The following is a 14,820-nucleotide window of genomic DNA, read 5'->3' as shown; positions in this document are numbered from 1 at the left end:
CCCTCCTGCCCGGCTGGCCTGGCCGGCCCCGCGCCCGGCGCCTCGTTCCTGTCCGGAGACTTCGCCCCAGTGCCCAACCCTTCTTCTTCTCGCGCCTTCTGGCTCGGCGGCGCCGCGCTGCTCGGCGTCCTGGCGATCGCCGCCCCCGCCTCGGCGCAAAGCGCTGCCACGCTGCGCGGCGAGCTCAACGCGCTGCAGAACCGACTGCAGGCGCTGGAAGCCGCCCAAGCCCGCAGCGCCGCGGACGCTGCCCGAGCCCAGGCCGAGCAGGAGCAGATCCGCTCGCGCCTGGCCGCGCAGCCCAGCCTCGCCGGCAGCTTCCCGCGCTCGGTGAAGATCCCGGGCACCGAGACCTCGGTGCGGCTCTACGGCTTCGCCCGGCTGACCGGCTCCTATGACCTCGAGGGCCGCAACCGCAGCGACGTGCAATCGGCCAACAGCGTGCCCCTGACCCGTGGCGCCGCGGCGCGCCAGGGCGGCGACTTCCAGTTCGGCGCGCGCCGCTCGCGCATCGGCGTCGAGACCCGCACCGACACCGCGCATGGCGTGGCGCGCAGCGTGCTGGAGATGGATTTCGCCGGTTCGCAGAGCACCGCCAGCACCAGCAGCCAGGGCAACTGGATCCCGCGGCTGCGCCATGCCTATGTCGAGTTTGCCGGCTTCACGCTGGGCCAGACCACCTCGCTGTTCGGCGACACCGCCAATGCCGAGTTCCTCGATTCCTACACCTATCTGGGCATGACCGGCTTCCGCCAGGCGCAGCTCCGCTACACCGCGGCGCTCGGCGACGGCTTCAGCCTGGCGGCCTCGCTGGAGAACCCGGTCAGCGACTTCACCAGCGACGCCGGCTCCCGCGTGCCGGATTCCGACGGCAGCACGCCGGCCGTCGCCATCAACCGCATGCCGGACCTGGTGCTGCGGCTGATGAATGCCGGCAGCTGGGGCAATGTCGCGCTGCAGGGGCTGGTGCGGCGCATCGACTACACCAACAAGGCGCCGGTCGACGCCGCGCAGCGCTTCGACGGCGAGCAATGGGGCTATGGCCTGGCCCTCGGCGGCTCGGTCACCACCGCCGGCAAGAGCCGCGCCTTCGGCCGCGTCGCCTATGGCGAGGGCATCGGCCGCTATCTCGAGGTGATCGGCTCCGGCGCCACCACCAATGCGGGGCTCTCCGGCGTCACGGCCCGCAGCGCCTCGCTCGACCTGGTGAAGACCTCGACCATCGTGCTCGGCTACCAGCAATGGTGGACCGACACCGTGCGCAGCACCGTCGCCGGCGCCTTCGCCCGCAACAGCTTCTCTTCCTATGCGCGGGACTTCTCGGCCTCCACCCAGAACCAGCTGAACCGCACCACCAACCAGTTCGTCGCCAACCTGGTCTGGTCGCCGATCCCCGACCTCGATGTCGGCGTCGAATACGACTATGCCGAGCGCGGCCTGCTGGGGCGCTCCACCGAAGGCGCGCGGCGCGGCGTCGGCCAGCGGCTGCTGACCACGGCGACCTACCGCTTCTGAGGCAAGGGCGCGGGCGAGCTGTTCGCCGGCACCTGCCGCGCGGCGCTCACGCGCCGCGCGGCCCCTTCATCACCAGCAGGCCCAACCCGCCGAGGATGACCAAGGCCGCCGCCAGCGTCGCCAGCACGGATGTCGTGATGATCCAGATGCCGATGATGATCAGCAGGCTGGCGGGCAGATGCTTCAGCTCACACCAGTGTCGCTGCGGCGGCGCGACGGGACGCGGCGGCGCCTCGACCCCGCGCAGCGCGGGCGAGTCCGGATAGCCGCCGAGATGCTCGGGATTGTCGGGCATCTCCAGCCGCATCGGCGCGGCGCCGTGAAACGCCCGAAGACCGTCGCGCGCCTCGGCCACCATCGTCGCCGGCTCCTCATGGAAGGCGAAGATTTCCGTCAGCTCGAGGCCCAGCCAACGCGCCTTCTTCTCTGTCGCCAACGCGCGCAAGGCATTCTGCCAGGCGATGAAGCGCGCGCCCCAGGGCGGCGCCTCGGCCTCGGCGCGCGTCGCGGCAGCGACCAGCCGCGCCTCCGCGTCGGGCCAGGGCAGCCAGAGCGTCGCGGCATCGTAATCCTCGGGCGCAGGCTCTTCCGCCGTCAGCTTCTGCCAGCACGCTTCCCAGCCTTCCAGATCGGCCTCCGACAGCGCGGCATACCAGAAGGGCGCCGTGTAGTTGTTGGTGCCGTAAGCCAGGTCGGGAACGCCCTGCGCCGGCGTCGCGCCGGAGGACAGGATCAGCGCGGCGCGATTGCCCATGGCGGGTTCGGCTCCGTTGCGGTCACGCCGGCACGCTCCGGCAGGCAGGCGCCGCGGTCAAATCACGCCCGCGCTGTCGCTTTGCTGGCGCGCAGCATGGCGTAGAGCGCCTCGGCCGCCGGCGCCAGGCTTTCGCCGCGCCGCCGCACCAGGCTCAGCGAGCGGCGGATCACCGGCGCCACCAGCGGCACCTCGACGAGCCGCGGCAGCAGCGGGCTTCCGCCGGGCAGCGCAGGCAGGATGGCGGCGGCAAGGCCGGCGGCGGCCAGCGCCATGGCGCTCGGCGTGCTTTCGACGACATAGCGGCCGCGGCCGGGCAGTCCAGCCTGGCGCAGCTGCCGCTCGACCGGCGCGCGGTTGCCGCTGCCGCCGCCCAGCGTCGCCAGGTCATGTCCGGCCAGCTGCTCCCATTCCACCTGCAGCGCCCTGGCCAGCGGATGGTCGGGGTGGCAGACCAGCACCATCGGGTCGGTCGACAGCAGCTCCTCGGCCAGGTCGGGCAGCGGGTCGCCGGCGATATGGATGCCGAACTCGGCCTCGCCGCGGCGCACCGCCTCGGTGACCTGGGTGCCGGAGCGTTCCAGCAGCATGACGCGGTTGGCCGGGAAGCGGCGCGCGTAGTCGGCCAGCAGCTGCGGCAGGCGCTGATAGGCGACCGAGGGCATGGTGGCGATGGTGACGTCGCCGGCCGAGAGCCGCGCCGTGGTGCGCAGCCGCTGCAACCCCTCGGTCAGATCGGCGACAAGCCTCTGCGCAACGGGAAAGAACTCGCGCCCGACTGCGGTCAGGCTGGTGCGGCGCGTGGTGCGGTCGAGCAGCGTCAGCCCGACATAGGCCTCCAGCCGCTGGATGCGGCGGGTCAGCCCGGTCTGGGTCAGGGCCAGCTGCTCGGCGGCACGGCTGAAGCTGCCGAGCTCGGCGACCTTCACGAAGGCCTGGATGTCGTCCATGGGCAGATGCATGCGCGTCCCGCATTAATCGATCACATAATTGCATTATACGGGAAGCGGCGGCTGCGCCAGGATGGCGTTCATTGCGCCGGCGACGGCGCCACAGAGAACAGGATCCACGCCGGATGCGCGGGATGAGGAAACGTCGGCACGCCGGGAGCGGCGCGCCATGAGCCATGCCGTGCCGAATTCCGCGGGCAGCGCCCCGCCGCGCCTGGCGGTCCCGGAAGGCGCCTGCGACGCGCATCTGCACATCATCGACGACCGTTTTACGGGCGCCGGTCCTTCGCCGGGGATGACGCTGGCCGATTACCGCCTGCTGCAGCGGCGGCTGGGCGTCGCCCGCGCCGTGCTGGTCCAGGCCAAGCATCACGGCACCGACCCCGCCTGCCTGCTCGACGCGCTGGCGCAGCTGGGCGAGGACGGCCGCGGCATCGCGGTGCTGACGCCGGAGCAGGCCACGCCCGCGCTGCTGCGGAAGCTGCACGACGCCGGCGTGCGCGGCCTGCGCTTCAGCCTGTGGAATCCCGCCGACCAGCTGGTGACGCTCGAGATGCTGCGGCCGCTGGTGGCGAAGATTGCGCCGCTGGGCTGGCATGCGCAGATCCACATGACCGGCCCGCAGATCGTCGAGGCCGAGGCGATCCTGGCCAACCTGCCCTGCCCCATCGTCTTCGACCACATGGCGCGGCTGCCCGTCGCCGAGGGCCCGGACCATGCCGGCTTCGGCGTGGTGGCGCGGCTGCTGGCGCGCGGCGATGTCTGGGTGAAGCTGTCGGGCGCCTATCTGAACACCGCGACCGGCGCGCCCTATGCCGATGCCGGCCGCATCGCCCGCGCCTTCGTCGCCGAGGCGCCGGACCGCATGGTCTGGGGCAGCGACTGGCCGCATGTCACCGAGAAGACGCACAAGCCGGACGACGCCCAGCTGATCGACCTGCTGACAGACTGGGCCGGCAGCGACGCCGGCGCCGCCCGCATCCTGCGCGACAATCCTGCGCAGCTCTACGGTTTCGCCTGAGGAGGGCCGCATGACCACCACCTCCCTCGCTGCCATGCGCAGCAAGCTTTTCGTCCCTGGCAGCCGGCCGGAGCTGTTTGCCAAGGCCCTGACCTCGGCCGCCGATGCGCTGAGCTACGATCTAGAAGACGCCGTCGCCGAGGAGCGCAAAGCCGAGGCCCGCGCCGCCGTGGCGAAGACGCTGCGCGCGGCGCCGCCCTCGGCCGCCGGCAAGATCGCCATCGTCCGCGTCAACGCGCTGGGCACCGCGCATTTCGCCGAGGATATCGCCGCCATCGTCGGGCCGGGGCTCGACGTCATCAACCTGCCGATGGTCGAAAGCGGCGAGGATATCCGCGCCGCCGTCGCCGTGATCGCCGCCGCGGAACAGGCCGCCGGCCTGGGCCCGATCGCCATCCTCGCCAATATCGAGACGCCGAAAGGCCTGCGCCTGGCGGCCGAGATCGCGACGGCCGATCCGCGGCTGGCGGGGCTGCAGATCGGTTATGGCGACCTGTTCGAGCCCTTCGGCATCGCCCGCGACGAGGAATCGGCGCTGCAATCGGTGCGGCTCCAGGTGCGGCTGGCCGCGGCCGAGGGCGGCATCCCGGCCTTCGACGGCGCGCTCGCCGCCATCGCCTCGCCCGAGCGCTGCGGCGCCGAGGCCGAAGCGGCACGGCGCCTGGGCTTGGCCGGGAAGTCCTGCATCCACCCGAGCCAGATCGCCGTGGTCAACGCCGCCTTCCAGCCGCAGCCCAAGGCGCTGGCCCATGCCGCCCGCGTGGTCGCCGCCGCCGAGGATGCCGAGGCGCGCGGCATCGGCGCCTATACGGTCGATGGCCAGATGGTCGACGCCCCCTTCGTCGCCAGCGCCCGCGCGCTGCTGGCGCTGGCCGCGCGGATGGGGCTTGAACCCGCCAAAGCCTGAGCGACACTGAAATGAAGTCCGGGAACTGAAAGAAATGTCCAAGTCTCTGATCATGGCGCCGACGCGCCGCCTGCTGCTGGGGGCCGCCGCCGGGGCGCTGGCCATGCCTTCCGTGTCGCGCGCCCAGGCCGCCTGGCCGCAGCGCAGCGTGCGCGTCATCGTGCCCTTCACGCCCGGCGGCTCGAACGATGCCGTCGCCCGCCCGCTGGCCGAGCATTTCCAGCGCCGCCTGGGCCAACCCTTCGTCGTCGAGAACCGCCCCGGCGCCGGCAGCACCCTGGGCTCGGCCGAGGTCGCGCGCTCGGCGCCGGATGGCTACACGCTGCTGGTCACCTCCTCGACCTTCTCGACCTCCGCCGCGACGCAGAAGACGCCCTATGACGCGACCGGCGATTTCGAGGGCGTCGCGCTCTGCGCCACGGCGCCGCTGCTGGTGCTGGCGACCAAGGACTTCCCGGCCAATACCCTGGCCGAGGCGGTGACCTATATCCGCGCCAATCCGGGCAAGGTGGATTACGGCTCGGCCGGGCCGGGCAGCATCAACCAGCTGTCCGCGGAGCTTTTCGCGCAGCGTGCCGGCGGGCTGCAGCTGGTGCATATTCCCTATCGCGGCATGGGCCCGGCGACGACCGACCTGGTCGCCGGCACCATCCAGCTGCTGTTCACCACGGTGCCGTCCGCGGCCGGCCTGGTGAAGGACCAGTCCGTGAAGATCCTGGGCTGGACGTCGGAATCGCGGCCGGCCAGCGGGCCGCAGGCGCCGACGCCGAAGGAAAGCGGCCTCGACTACAGCGCCGAGATCTGGTGGGGGCTGATGGCGCGCCGCGGCACGCCGAAGCCGATCCTCGACCAGCTCAACAAGGTCGCCAACGAGGCGCTGAGCGAAGGCCGCCTGGCGCAATACCTGCGCAGCGAGGGCGCCGAGCCGCAGACCCGCGACGCCGCGGCCTTCGACGGCTTCCTGCGCGAGGACATCGCCCGCTGGAAGCAGGTGGCGACCGCCGCGAATATCCGCATCGAATAAGGTGAGCCGCATGGAATCCCGCCTGCATCGCAAGCAATTCGACGCGACGGCGCGCGGCCCGCTGGACGGCGTGCGCGTGCTCGACTTGGCCCGCCTCGTCGCCGGCAACACGCTCAGCATGGTGCTGGGCGATCACGGCGCCGAGGTGATCAAGGTCGAGCCGCCGGAGGGCGACACGCTGCGCGCCTGGAAGGTCAAGGGCGTCGAGACCTCCTGGAAAAGCTGGTGCCGCAACAAGAAGAGCATCTGCCTGGAGCTGCGCAATCCGGAGGCGCAGGAGGTCGTCCGCCAGCTGGCCCGCGAGGCCGGGATTCTCCTCGAGAGCTTCCGCCCCGGCGTGCTGGAGGCGATGGGCCTCGGCCCCGACGTGCTGCACGCGATCAACCCGAAGCTGGTGATCGTGCGCATCAGTGGCTGGGGCCAGGACGGGCCCTTCCGCCACAAGCCTGGCTTCGGCACGCTGGTCGAGGGCTATTCAGGCTTCGCCGCCGTCAACGGCTTCGCCGATCGCGAGCCGGTGCTGCCGCCGATGTTCATGGGCGATTGCTATGCCGGCATCTATGGCGCGGCATCGGCGACCATCGCGCTGCGCCATGCCGAGCTCACCGGCCAGGGCCAGGTCATTGATCTGTCCCTCATTGACCCGATGCTCGCCGTCATGGACCCGCAGACGGCGAATTATCGCCTGACGGGGAAGACGAAAGTGCGCACCGGCAGCCGCAGCACCAACACGGCGCCGCGCAACGCCTATCGCTGCCGCGACGGCGGCTGGGTCTGCCTGTCCTCCTCGACCCAGGGCATGACGGAGAAGCTGCTGCGCTCGATCGGCCGCGAGGAGCTGATCACCGATCCGCGCTTCCGCACCAATCCGGACCGGCTGGCGAACTGGCAGGCGCTGGACGCCATCATCGGCGACTATATCGGCGCCCGCGACAAGGCCGAGGTGCTGGCGCATTTCGATGCCGCCGGCGTCACCATCGGCCCGATCATGGATGCCGCCGACCTGCTGCAGGACGATTACGTCGCCGAGCGCGAGGCGCTGATCGAGGTGCCGGACGAGGACATGCCCGGCGGCTTCGTCCCGATGCATGGCATGGTGCCGCGGCTGTCGGCGACGCCCGGGGTGCTGGCGCGGCGGGCGCCGAAGCTCGGCGAGCACAATGACGAAGTCCTGCGCCCGGCGCTGGGCGAGGACGAATTCACCCGACTGTCGGCCGCCGGCGTGATCCGCGGCTGAGCAACGAACGGAATCCAAGAGAATGATCGCCAACACGCCTTTCGGCCGCCGCGGACTGCTCGCCGGCGCCGGGCTTGCGCTGCTGCCGCTCGGCGCGGCGCGGGCGCAGGAGACCTGGCCGGCGCGGCCGGTGCGCATCGTCGTCAGCTACGGCGCCGGTGGCGCGGTGGACACGGTGGCGCGGCTGGTGTTCCAGCGCGTCGAGAAGAAGCTGGGCCAGCCCTTCGTCATCGAGAACCGCGCCGGTGCCGGCGGCAGCATCGCCGCCGCCGCGGTGGCACAGTCCAAGCCCGACGGCTACAGCTTCCTGCACGATGCCAGCGGCTTTGCCATCAACCCGGCGCTGCTGCCGCGCCTGCCCTATGACCCGCTGCGCGATTTCTCCCCCGTCGGCGCCATCGTCACGGTGCCGAACACCCTGCTGCTGGGCCCCGCCTGCCCGGCCAACACGGTCGCCCAGCTGATCGCGCTGGCGAAGAAAAGCCCGGGCGAGCTGACCTGCGCCAGCACCGGCACCGGCTCCTCGCAGCACCTGGCGCTGGAGCTGTTCAACCGCACCGCCGGCGTCGAGATCACCCATGTGCCCTATCGCGACGCGCCGGCGGCGCAGAACGACCTGCGCGCCGGGCGGATCAGCATGATCCTGTCGACGGCGACCTCGGCGCTGCCGCTGCACGGGCAGGACAAGCTGCGGGTGATCGCGCATACCGACGACACCGCGGTCGCGCGGCTGCCGGGCGTGCCCTCGGTCGCCGAGACGCTGCCGGGCTATCGCAGCCTGGAATGGCACGGGCTCTACGCCCCCGCCGGCCTGCCCCCCGCCATCGTCGCCACGATGAACACCGCGCTGAACCAGACGCTGGCCGAGGCAGAGCTGGTCGAGCGGCTGGCCGGCATCGGCGTGCGCGCCAGCCCGATGTCGCCGGAGGCCTTCTCCGGCTTCCTGCGCGGCGAGATCGAGAAATGGGGCAAGCTGATCAAGGAGGCCGGGATCACCATCGGCTAATTCCGGTGGCTGATCCCGGCGCCCGACTGCCCGATCAGCCGGCCGGGCAGTTCAGCACCCTGACCGTCAGGCGGCTGCCGTCCAGGGAGCCGCCATAGGGGTTCAGCAGGGTGACCTCGGCGGCCTCGTTGCCGGCGATGATCCGCGGGCCGAAGGGGGCGCTCTTGCGCTGGCCGTTGCCCTGCAGCTCGGCATCGCCGCGCACCGTCAGCGTCTGCGCGCTGCGGTTGCGCAGCACCACGCGGATGCTGGCGCTCCAGCCGGAGCCCTGCAGGAAGGCGCGCTCGACGGCCAGGCGGCAGTTCGCGGGCGCGGTGAAGGTCAGGCTGGCGCCGGACCATTGCTGCTGGGCGGCGGCCGGGGCCACGGCCATCACGGCGGGGGCGAGGGCCAGCAGGAAGGCGGTGCGGAGGCTGCGCATGGCGGGAGTGTTCCAGAGACGTTGCGTTGGCGCGACTGTCACCTGAACCGATCCTCTCGTCCAGGTGAGCCCCTCTATCCCCGCGATAGGGATCCGCTATCGCAGCAGGGCGCCCACCGCCTCGGCAAAGCGGGCGAAGGCCGGCATGGCCTGGCCGTCCGGCGTGCCCAGGGCGAAGACGCCGATGGACAGCGACGGCTCCAGCAGATGCAGCGCGGCGCCGGGGCGGGCGGCGGCGGTGAACTCGTCGACGATGGCGTGGCCCAGCCCGCAATCGACCAGCGCCTGGGCCAGGTAGTAGGTGCGCACCTCCATCGCCGGGGCGCGGTCGCCGAGGCCCCGCTCCTCCAGCGCCGCGGCCAGGATGCGGCCCAGCGGATCCTCGCGGCCAATGCCGATCCAGCCGTGCTCCGGCAGGTCCTCCAGCCGGGTGGCGCCGGCGGGGGGCGGCTCGCCCGCGGGCGGCAGGTAGACGACGCGCGCCCGGCCGAGCGGCTTCGCCTGGATGCCGGGCGGCAAGGCGGGGTCGAAGGCGATGGCGATGTCCAGGTCGCGGCGCAGCAGCTGGGCGCAGAGCTCTTCCGCGTGGTGGGTGCGGATTTCCAGCATCACCTCGGGGAAGCGCGGCTGGAAGCCAGCGACGGCGCGGGGGATCAGGTTCAGGCCGAGGCTCGGGATGCAGCCGATGCGCAGCCGCCCGCCGGGATGCTCGGCCAGGTTGCCGGCGACGCGGCGCACCTGATCCAGGCTCTGCTGGAATTTTTTCGTCTGTTCGAACAGCGCCAGGGCTTCGGGCGTGGGTCGCAGCGATCCCTGTCGGCGGGTGAACAGGACAATTCCGAGATCGGCTTCGGCGGCTGCCAGCATCTTGCTGGCCGAGGGCTGGGCGATGGCCAGCGCCGCCGCGGCGCCGGAGAGCGAGCCGGCCTGCATCACCGCATGGAACAGCTCGATATGGCGCAGCCGCATCGGGATGCGCGGACGGGTTTTGCCGGTCACGCGGCTTGCGCGAGCGGCGGCGCCATCTGCCAGCGGCGGTCCAGGCTGAAGGGATCGAGCGGCAGGGCCGGCGTCGCGCCCGTCACCAGGTCGGCGACCAGCCCTGCGCTGCCGGCGGCGAAGGTGAAGCCCAGCGCGCCATGGCCGGTGTTCAGCCAGAGATTCGAGTAAGGCGTGGCGCCGATGAAGGGCTTGCTGTCCGGCGAGGCCGGACGCGCGCCGCGCCAGGTCTCCGCCCGGTCGTAATCGGCGGCCTCCGGCAGCGCCGTCCGGGCCTGGCGCTGCAGCAGGGCGAGGCGGGCGCTTTCCGTGGCATCGACGGCGCGGCCGAGATCGACCATGCCGGCGACGCGCAGCCGGCCGCCGAGCGGGGCGAAGACGATCTTGTGGTGCAGGTCGGTGATGGACAGGCGCGGGCCCTTGGGCGTGATCGGCGCGGTGAGGCTGTAGCCGCGCAGGGGATAGACCGGCAGGGCGACGCCGAGGGGCGCCATCAACGCGCCGCTGGCCGTGCCGGTGGCGAGGACGAAGCCATCGGCCTCGACGGCGCCGCCCGCGGTTTCGACGGCGCGGATGCGGCCACCCTCGCGGACCAAGCGGCGGGCGGGCTGGCTGGTCAGGATGCGGACGCCGTGGCGTTCGGAAGCCAGCGCCGCCAGGCCCTCGGTGAAGCGGCGGCAGTCGCCGGTCTCTTCCGAGGGGGTGTGGATGGCGCCGGTCAACGGGCCGCCGAAGCCGGCGAGGGCCGGCTCGAGCGCGATGCAGGCGTCGCGGTCGAGGGCGGATTGCTCGCTGCCCAGGCTGGCCTGCAGCGCCATCTGGGCGCGGGCGACGGCGAAGGCCGCCGGGTCGCGATAGAGCACCAGCTTGCCGGAATAGGAATGGTCGAAGTCGATGGGGGTCTCGGCCAGCAGGGCGTGCAATTGCTGCCGGCTATAGGCGCCGAGGGCCAGGAGCTCGGCGGTGGTGCGGGCGGCGCGGCTGCCGGTGCAGGCGCGCAGGAAGGACAGGCACCAGCGCCATTGCGCCGGGCTGAATTCGGGGCGGAAGCGCAGGGCGCCCTCGCCCTGCAGCAGCATGGCGGGCAGGTGGCGCAGCGTGTCGGGCGAGGCCAGCGGCGCGACGTAACTGTAGGAAAGCTGCGCCCCGTTGGCCTGGCTGGCGCCGCGGGCGAGCTCCGGGCCGGCCTCCAGCAGGGTCACCTGGCAGCCGCGCCGGGCGAGGGACCAGGCCGTGGTGACGCCGATGACGCCGCCGCCGAGGACGCAGATATGCATGGGGCCGAGCTCCGGGGGGAGCGGGAGTGTGCGCGCCGGCTCATTCCGTTTCAAATGGCGATTCGTCGGCCATAATAGCTTGAGGCTATATTGATGTGGGGGTCCGGGGGCATTCAATGCCCCCGGTGCTTTCTTGCTATGCTGCCTTGATGGATGCGATTCCGGTTGGAGCTCAGCTGCGCGTCTGGCGGCAGCGCCGGCGCCTGAGCCAGATGGCGTTGTCGCTGGAGGCCGGCGTGTCGCAGCGGCATTTGAGCTGCGTGGAGAGCGGCCGGGTGTCCCCCAGCCGCGAGATGGTGCTGCGCCTGGCGGAACAGCTGGAGGTCCCGCTGCGCGACTGCAACGCGCTGCTGCTGGCCGCGGGCTATGCGCCCTGCTTCGCCGATCGCCCGCTGACCGATCCGGCGGTGTCGGCGGTGCTGCGGGCGATGCTGGCGGCGCATGGGGCGAACCCGGCGCTGGCGGTGGACCGGCATTGGCAGATGGTGGAGGCGAATGCCGCGGTGGCGCCGCTGCTGGCCGGCGTCAGTGAGCCGTCGCTGCTGCGCCCCCCGATCAACGTGCTGCGGCTGAGCCTGCATCCGGGCGGGCTGGCGCCGCGGATCGGCAATCTGGCCGAGTGGCGGGCGCATATCCTGGCGCGGCTGCGGCGGCAGGTGGCGGCCAGCGGCGATGCGCAGCTTTCTGTCCTGGCGCAGGAGCTGGCGCGGCTGGGCGGGCCCTTCCCCGAGACGGCACATGCCGTGACGCCGGGCATCGCCGTGCCGCTGCTGCTGGACGGTCCGGCGGGACGGCTGGCGCTGATCTCGACCACCACGGTCTTCGGCACGCCGCTGGAGGTCAGCCTGTCGGAGCTGGCGATCGAGGCCTTCTACCCGGCCGATGCGGAGACGGCGGCGCGGCTGCGGGCGCTGCAGGCTTGATGCGAAAAGCGTTATATTAGAATGGGGTAAGGCGGCGGAATGTGGCGGTTCGGCCACAGCGCGGTCGGAAAGCAACAAAGGCTTGTTGCGAGTAAGTCGCAGTCGTGAAAGAACGGGGCACCGACGTTATCGTCAAAACGCCACGAACGGATCTCCGCCATGCCGCGCTCGCTTCCCCTGCGTTCCCTCCTCCTGGCCTCGGCCGCGGTGATGGCGCTGGGGATGCAGGCCGGCGCGCAGGCGCAAACGGCGCCGCCGGCGACGGTGCTGCCCGACGTCGATGTCCAGGCCACCGCCTGGCGCGCCTGGGAGCATACGCCGGGCTATGTGGCGCCGGTGACGACCACGGGATCGAAGACCGACACGCCGCTGATCGAGGCGCCGCAGTCGGTCGGCGTCGTTACCCGCGACCAGATCGACGACCAGGGCGCGCTGAGCGTCAGCCAGGCGCTGCGCTACACCGCCGGCGTGCTGGGCGAGGTGCGGCCCTCGGCGCGCTACGACAGCGTCTTCGTGCGCGGCTTCGGCGGCCAGGGCACCAGCGCCGCCTTCGTCAATTTCCAGGATGGCCTCCGCCAGGGCCGCGGCCTCTATTTCGGCGTGCCCAACACCGATCCCTGGCTGATGGAGCGGATCGAGGTGCTGCGCGGCCCGGCTTCCGTGCTCTATGGCCAGACCGGCGCCGGCGGCCTGGTGAACCTGGTCAGCCGCCGCCCGACCAGCACGCCCACGCATGAGGTGCGGCTTGAGACCGGCACCAATGGGCTGATGCAGACGCTGTTCGACTTCGGCGGGCCGCTGACCTCGGACGGCACCTTCAGCTACCGCCTGACCGGCATGGCGCGGAAGGCGGACACGCAATACGACGTGGCCGAGGAGGAGCGCATCGCCATCGCGCCGGCGCTGACCTGGCGGCCGGACGACAACACCAGCATCACCGTGCTGGCCTCCTACCAGAACGATCCGAAGGGCGGCTTCTACAACTTCGTGCCCGCCACGGGCACGGTGCTGGCCAACCGCAACGGCCGGCTGCCGCGCAGCTTCTTCGGCGGCGACCCGGCCTTCGACAAGTACCAGCGCGAGCAGGCCTCGATTGGCTACCAGCTGGAGCACCGGCTGAACGACACCTGGACGCTCCGGCAGAACTTCCGCTACAGCCATGTCGATGCCGAGGTGAACGTCATCTCGATCCGCTCGATCGGCGCCGATGGCCGGACGGGCACGCGCAGCGCGACCTATGTCTCCGACCATGCCAATGCCTATGCGCTGGACAACCAGGCCCAGGCCAGCTTCTCCACCGGCGCGCTGCGGCACACCGCGCTGTTCGGCGTCGACTGGCAGCGCACCTCGGCCCGCGCGCGGCAGGGGCTGGGCACCGCGCCGACGCTCGACATCTTCGCCCCCGTCTACTGGCAGAACATCCCGGCGATCCAGACCACGCCGGCGGGGCTGACCAACCAGAACCTGGACCAGGTCGGCTTCTACGCGCAGGACCAGATCGCGCTGGGCCGCTGGCGCTTCAACCTCGGCCTGCGCTACGACCGCGCCAGCATCGGCACCACGACGCACCTGGCCAGCGGCGCCGACAACGTCATCTCCTCGCAGAACGACGACAAGGTGACCTGGCGCGCCGGCGCGCTGTACCTGTTCGACAACGGCCTCGCGCCCTATGCCAGCTACTCGACCTCCTTCCTGCCGAACACCGGCACCCAGGCGCCGCAGCGCGGCGGCGGCACCTTCGAGCCGACGACCGGCGAGCAGTTCGAGGTCGGCATCAAGTACCAGCCGCCGGGCATGAACAGCTTCGTCCAGCTGGCTGCCTTCCAGATCACCCAGCAGAACGTGCTGACCCAGGACGCGCAGTACCTGACCTACAGCATCGCCCAGGGCGAGATCCGCTCGAGGGGCATCGAGCTGGAGGCGCGGGCCAGCCTGACCGACAGCCTCGACCTGATCGGCGCCTATGCCTACACCCATGCCGAGATCACCGAGTCCAACAATGCCGGCGTGCAGGGCAGCGACGTGCCGCAGGTGCCGCGCCACATGGCGAGCGGCTGGGCCAACTACCGCTTCCGCGACGGCGCGCTGCGCGGCCTCTCGGTCGGCGGCGGCGTCCGCTATGTCGGCGAGACCTACGGCAACGACACCAACACCTTCAAGGTCGATGCGGCGACGCTGTTCGACGCGGCCATCCGCTACGACTTCGGCGAGCGTTTCGAAAGCGCCCGCGGGCTGGAGCTGGCGGTGAATGCCAGCAACATCGCCGACAAGGACTATGTCGCCAGCTGCTCCACCGCCACGGCCTGCTATTTCGGCAATGGCCGGATGGTGCTGGGCTCGCTGCGGGTGCGCTGGTAAGCCGGGCTGCTGCCGCCTTGCGCATCGCAGGGCGGCCGCCGATATCGCGCGGCAGGACCGCGCGCAGGAGTGCCGCATGCATCGTCGTTCGCTGATCGCAGGCTTCATGGCCGCAACGCTGGCCACGCCCCGCCTGGCGCGCGCCGCCGGCCCGATCGAGATCACCGACATCATGGGCCGCCGCGTCCGGCTGGCGAAGCCGGCGACCCGCATCGCGCTGACCCAGGCGCGGCATGTCCTGGCCATGGGGCTGATCCATCCCGAGCCGGTGGCCCTCGTCACCGGCTGGGGCGACGACCTGCGCACCATGAACCCGCCCGACTATGCCGCGGTGCGGACCCGCTTCCCGGCGGCCGAGGCGGTGCCGGTGATCGCCCGCGGCCGCAATGGCGGGCTGTCGATCGAGGCGCTGCTGGCCGGCGCGCCGG

General features: G+C 71.6%; 13 protein-coding genes and 1 pseudogene. 9 read left to right on the top strand and 5 right to left on the bottom strand.

The genetic code is table 11. The features are described from left to right. On the top strand, positions 1–1,515 hold a 1,515-nt coding region (locus BKE38_RS19120), incomplete at its 5' end, for a DcaP family trimeric outer membrane transporter (protein WP_367596007.1). A gap of 46 nt (positions 1,516–1,561) precedes the next feature. On the opposite strand, the gene BKE38_RS19115 is transcribed toward BKE38_RS19120, so the two are convergent. Together BKE38_RS19115 and BKE38_RS19110 are read right to left on the bottom strand one after the other, a co-directional pair. Further along, positions 1,562–2,269: a hypothetical protein gene (locus BKE38_RS19115; RefSeq protein WP_076958858.1), complete on the bottom strand. Its 708-nt coding sequence runs from the start codon at positions 2,267–2,269 to the stop codon at positions 1,562–1,564. A 62-nt stretch (positions 2,270–2,331) separates the two neighbouring features. Then, positions 2,332–3,231: a LysR family transcriptional regulator gene (locus tag BKE38_RS19110; protein ID WP_076958857.1), complete on the bottom strand. Its 900-nt coding sequence runs from the start codon at positions 3,229–3,231 to the stop codon at positions 2,332–2,334. A 157-nt stretch (positions 3,232–3,388) separates the two neighbouring features. Here BKE38_RS19110 and BKE38_RS19105 point away from each other — a divergent pair, with 157 nt between their 5' ends. Genes BKE38_RS19105 through BKE38_RS19085 form a run of 5 tightly spaced genes read left to right on the top strand, consistent with a single transcriptional unit; the run spans position 3,389 to position 8,414 of the window. Next, positions 3,389–4,240 carry an amidohydrolase family protein gene (locus BKE38_RS19105; RefSeq protein WP_076958856.1) on the top strand — a complete coding sequence of 284 codons (852 nt, stop codon included), beginning with the start codon at positions 3,389–3,391 and terminating at the stop codon, positions 4,238–4,240. Between the two features lie 10 nt (positions 4,241–4,250). Beyond that, positions 4,251–5,147: an HpcH/HpaI aldolase/citrate lyase family protein gene (locus BKE38_RS19100; protein WP_207553611.1), complete on the top strand. Its 897-nt coding sequence runs from the start codon at positions 4,251–4,253 to the stop codon at positions 5,145–5,147. Positions 5,148–5,181: 34 nt separating this feature from the next. Then, positions 5,182–6,171: a Bug family tripartite tricarboxylate transporter substrate binding protein gene (locus BKE38_RS19095; protein WP_083747678.1), complete on the top strand. Its 990-nt coding sequence runs from the start codon at positions 5,182–5,184 to the stop codon at positions 6,169–6,171. Between the two features lie 10 nt (positions 6,172–6,181). Next, complete coding sequence (locus tag BKE38_RS19090) at positions 6,182–7,408, top strand: CaiB/BaiF CoA transferase family protein (RefSeq protein ID WP_076958855.1); 1,227 nt, start codon at positions 6,182–6,184, stop codon at positions 7,406–7,408. Positions 7,409–7,430: 22 nt separating this feature from the next. Then, positions 7,431–8,414 carry a Bug family tripartite tricarboxylate transporter substrate binding protein gene (locus BKE38_RS19085; protein WP_076958854.1) on the top strand — a complete coding sequence of 328 codons (984 nt, stop codon included), beginning with the start codon at positions 7,431–7,433 and terminating at the stop codon, positions 8,412–8,414. Between the two features lie 34 nt (positions 8,415–8,448). Here BKE38_RS19085 and BKE38_RS19080 read toward each other — a convergent pair whose 3' ends face one another. The 3 genes from BKE38_RS19080 to BKE38_RS19070 form a co-directional block, all read right to left on the bottom strand. Continuing rightward, positions 8,449–8,835 (bottom strand): hypothetical protein, encoded by a 387-nt coding sequence (locus BKE38_RS19080; RefSeq protein WP_076958853.1) that lies wholly within the window; start codon positions 8,833–8,835, stop codon positions 8,449–8,451. A 96-nt stretch (positions 8,836–8,931) separates the two neighbouring features. Continuing rightward, on the bottom strand, positions 8,932–9,834 hold the full coding sequence (locus BKE38_RS19075; protein ID WP_131829652.1) for a LysR family transcriptional regulator: 903 nt from the start codon (positions 9,832–9,834) through the stop codon (positions 8,932–8,934). Further along, entirely contained in the window at positions 9,831–11,165 is a 1,335-nt protein-coding gene (locus BKE38_RS19070) for a D-amino acid dehydrogenase (RefSeq protein WP_278247630.1), read from the bottom strand. The genes BKE38_RS19075 and BKE38_RS19070 overlap by 4 nt, the downstream gene beginning before the upstream one ends. Before the next feature lie 62 nt (positions 11,166–11,227). Between BKE38_RS19070 and BKE38_RS19065 the strand changes: the two genes are divergently transcribed. The 3 genes and pseudogenes from BKE38_RS19065 to BKE38_RS19055 all read left to right on the top strand — a co-directional run. After that, the gene (locus BKE38_RS19065) at positions 11,228–12,034 is read left to right on the top strand and encodes a helix-turn-helix domain-containing protein (RefSeq protein WP_076958850.1); all 807 of its coding nucleotides are present in this window, start codon (positions 11,228–11,230) and stop codon (positions 12,032–12,034) included. Positions 12,035–12,193: 159 nt separating this feature from the next. Further along, a complete protein-coding gene (locus BKE38_RS19060) occupies positions 12,194–14,392 on the top strand; it encodes a TonB-dependent siderophore receptor (RefSeq protein ID WP_076958849.1) in 2,199 nt (732 codons plus the stop codon). A 76-nt stretch (positions 14,393–14,468) separates the two neighbouring features. Beyond that, positions 14,469–14,820: pseudogene (locus BKE38_RS19055) on the top strand (hypothetical protein); the annotation flags it as partial.

Source organism: Teichococcus deserti, assembly GCF_001982615.1.
Taxonomy (GTDB): domain Bacteria; phylum Pseudomonadota; class Alphaproteobacteria; order Acetobacterales; family Acetobacteraceae; genus Pseudoroseomonas; species Pseudoroseomonas deserti.
The sequence above is the reverse complement of the archived record's forward strand: the minus strand, read 5'-3'. Positions and strand labels throughout refer to the sequence as shown.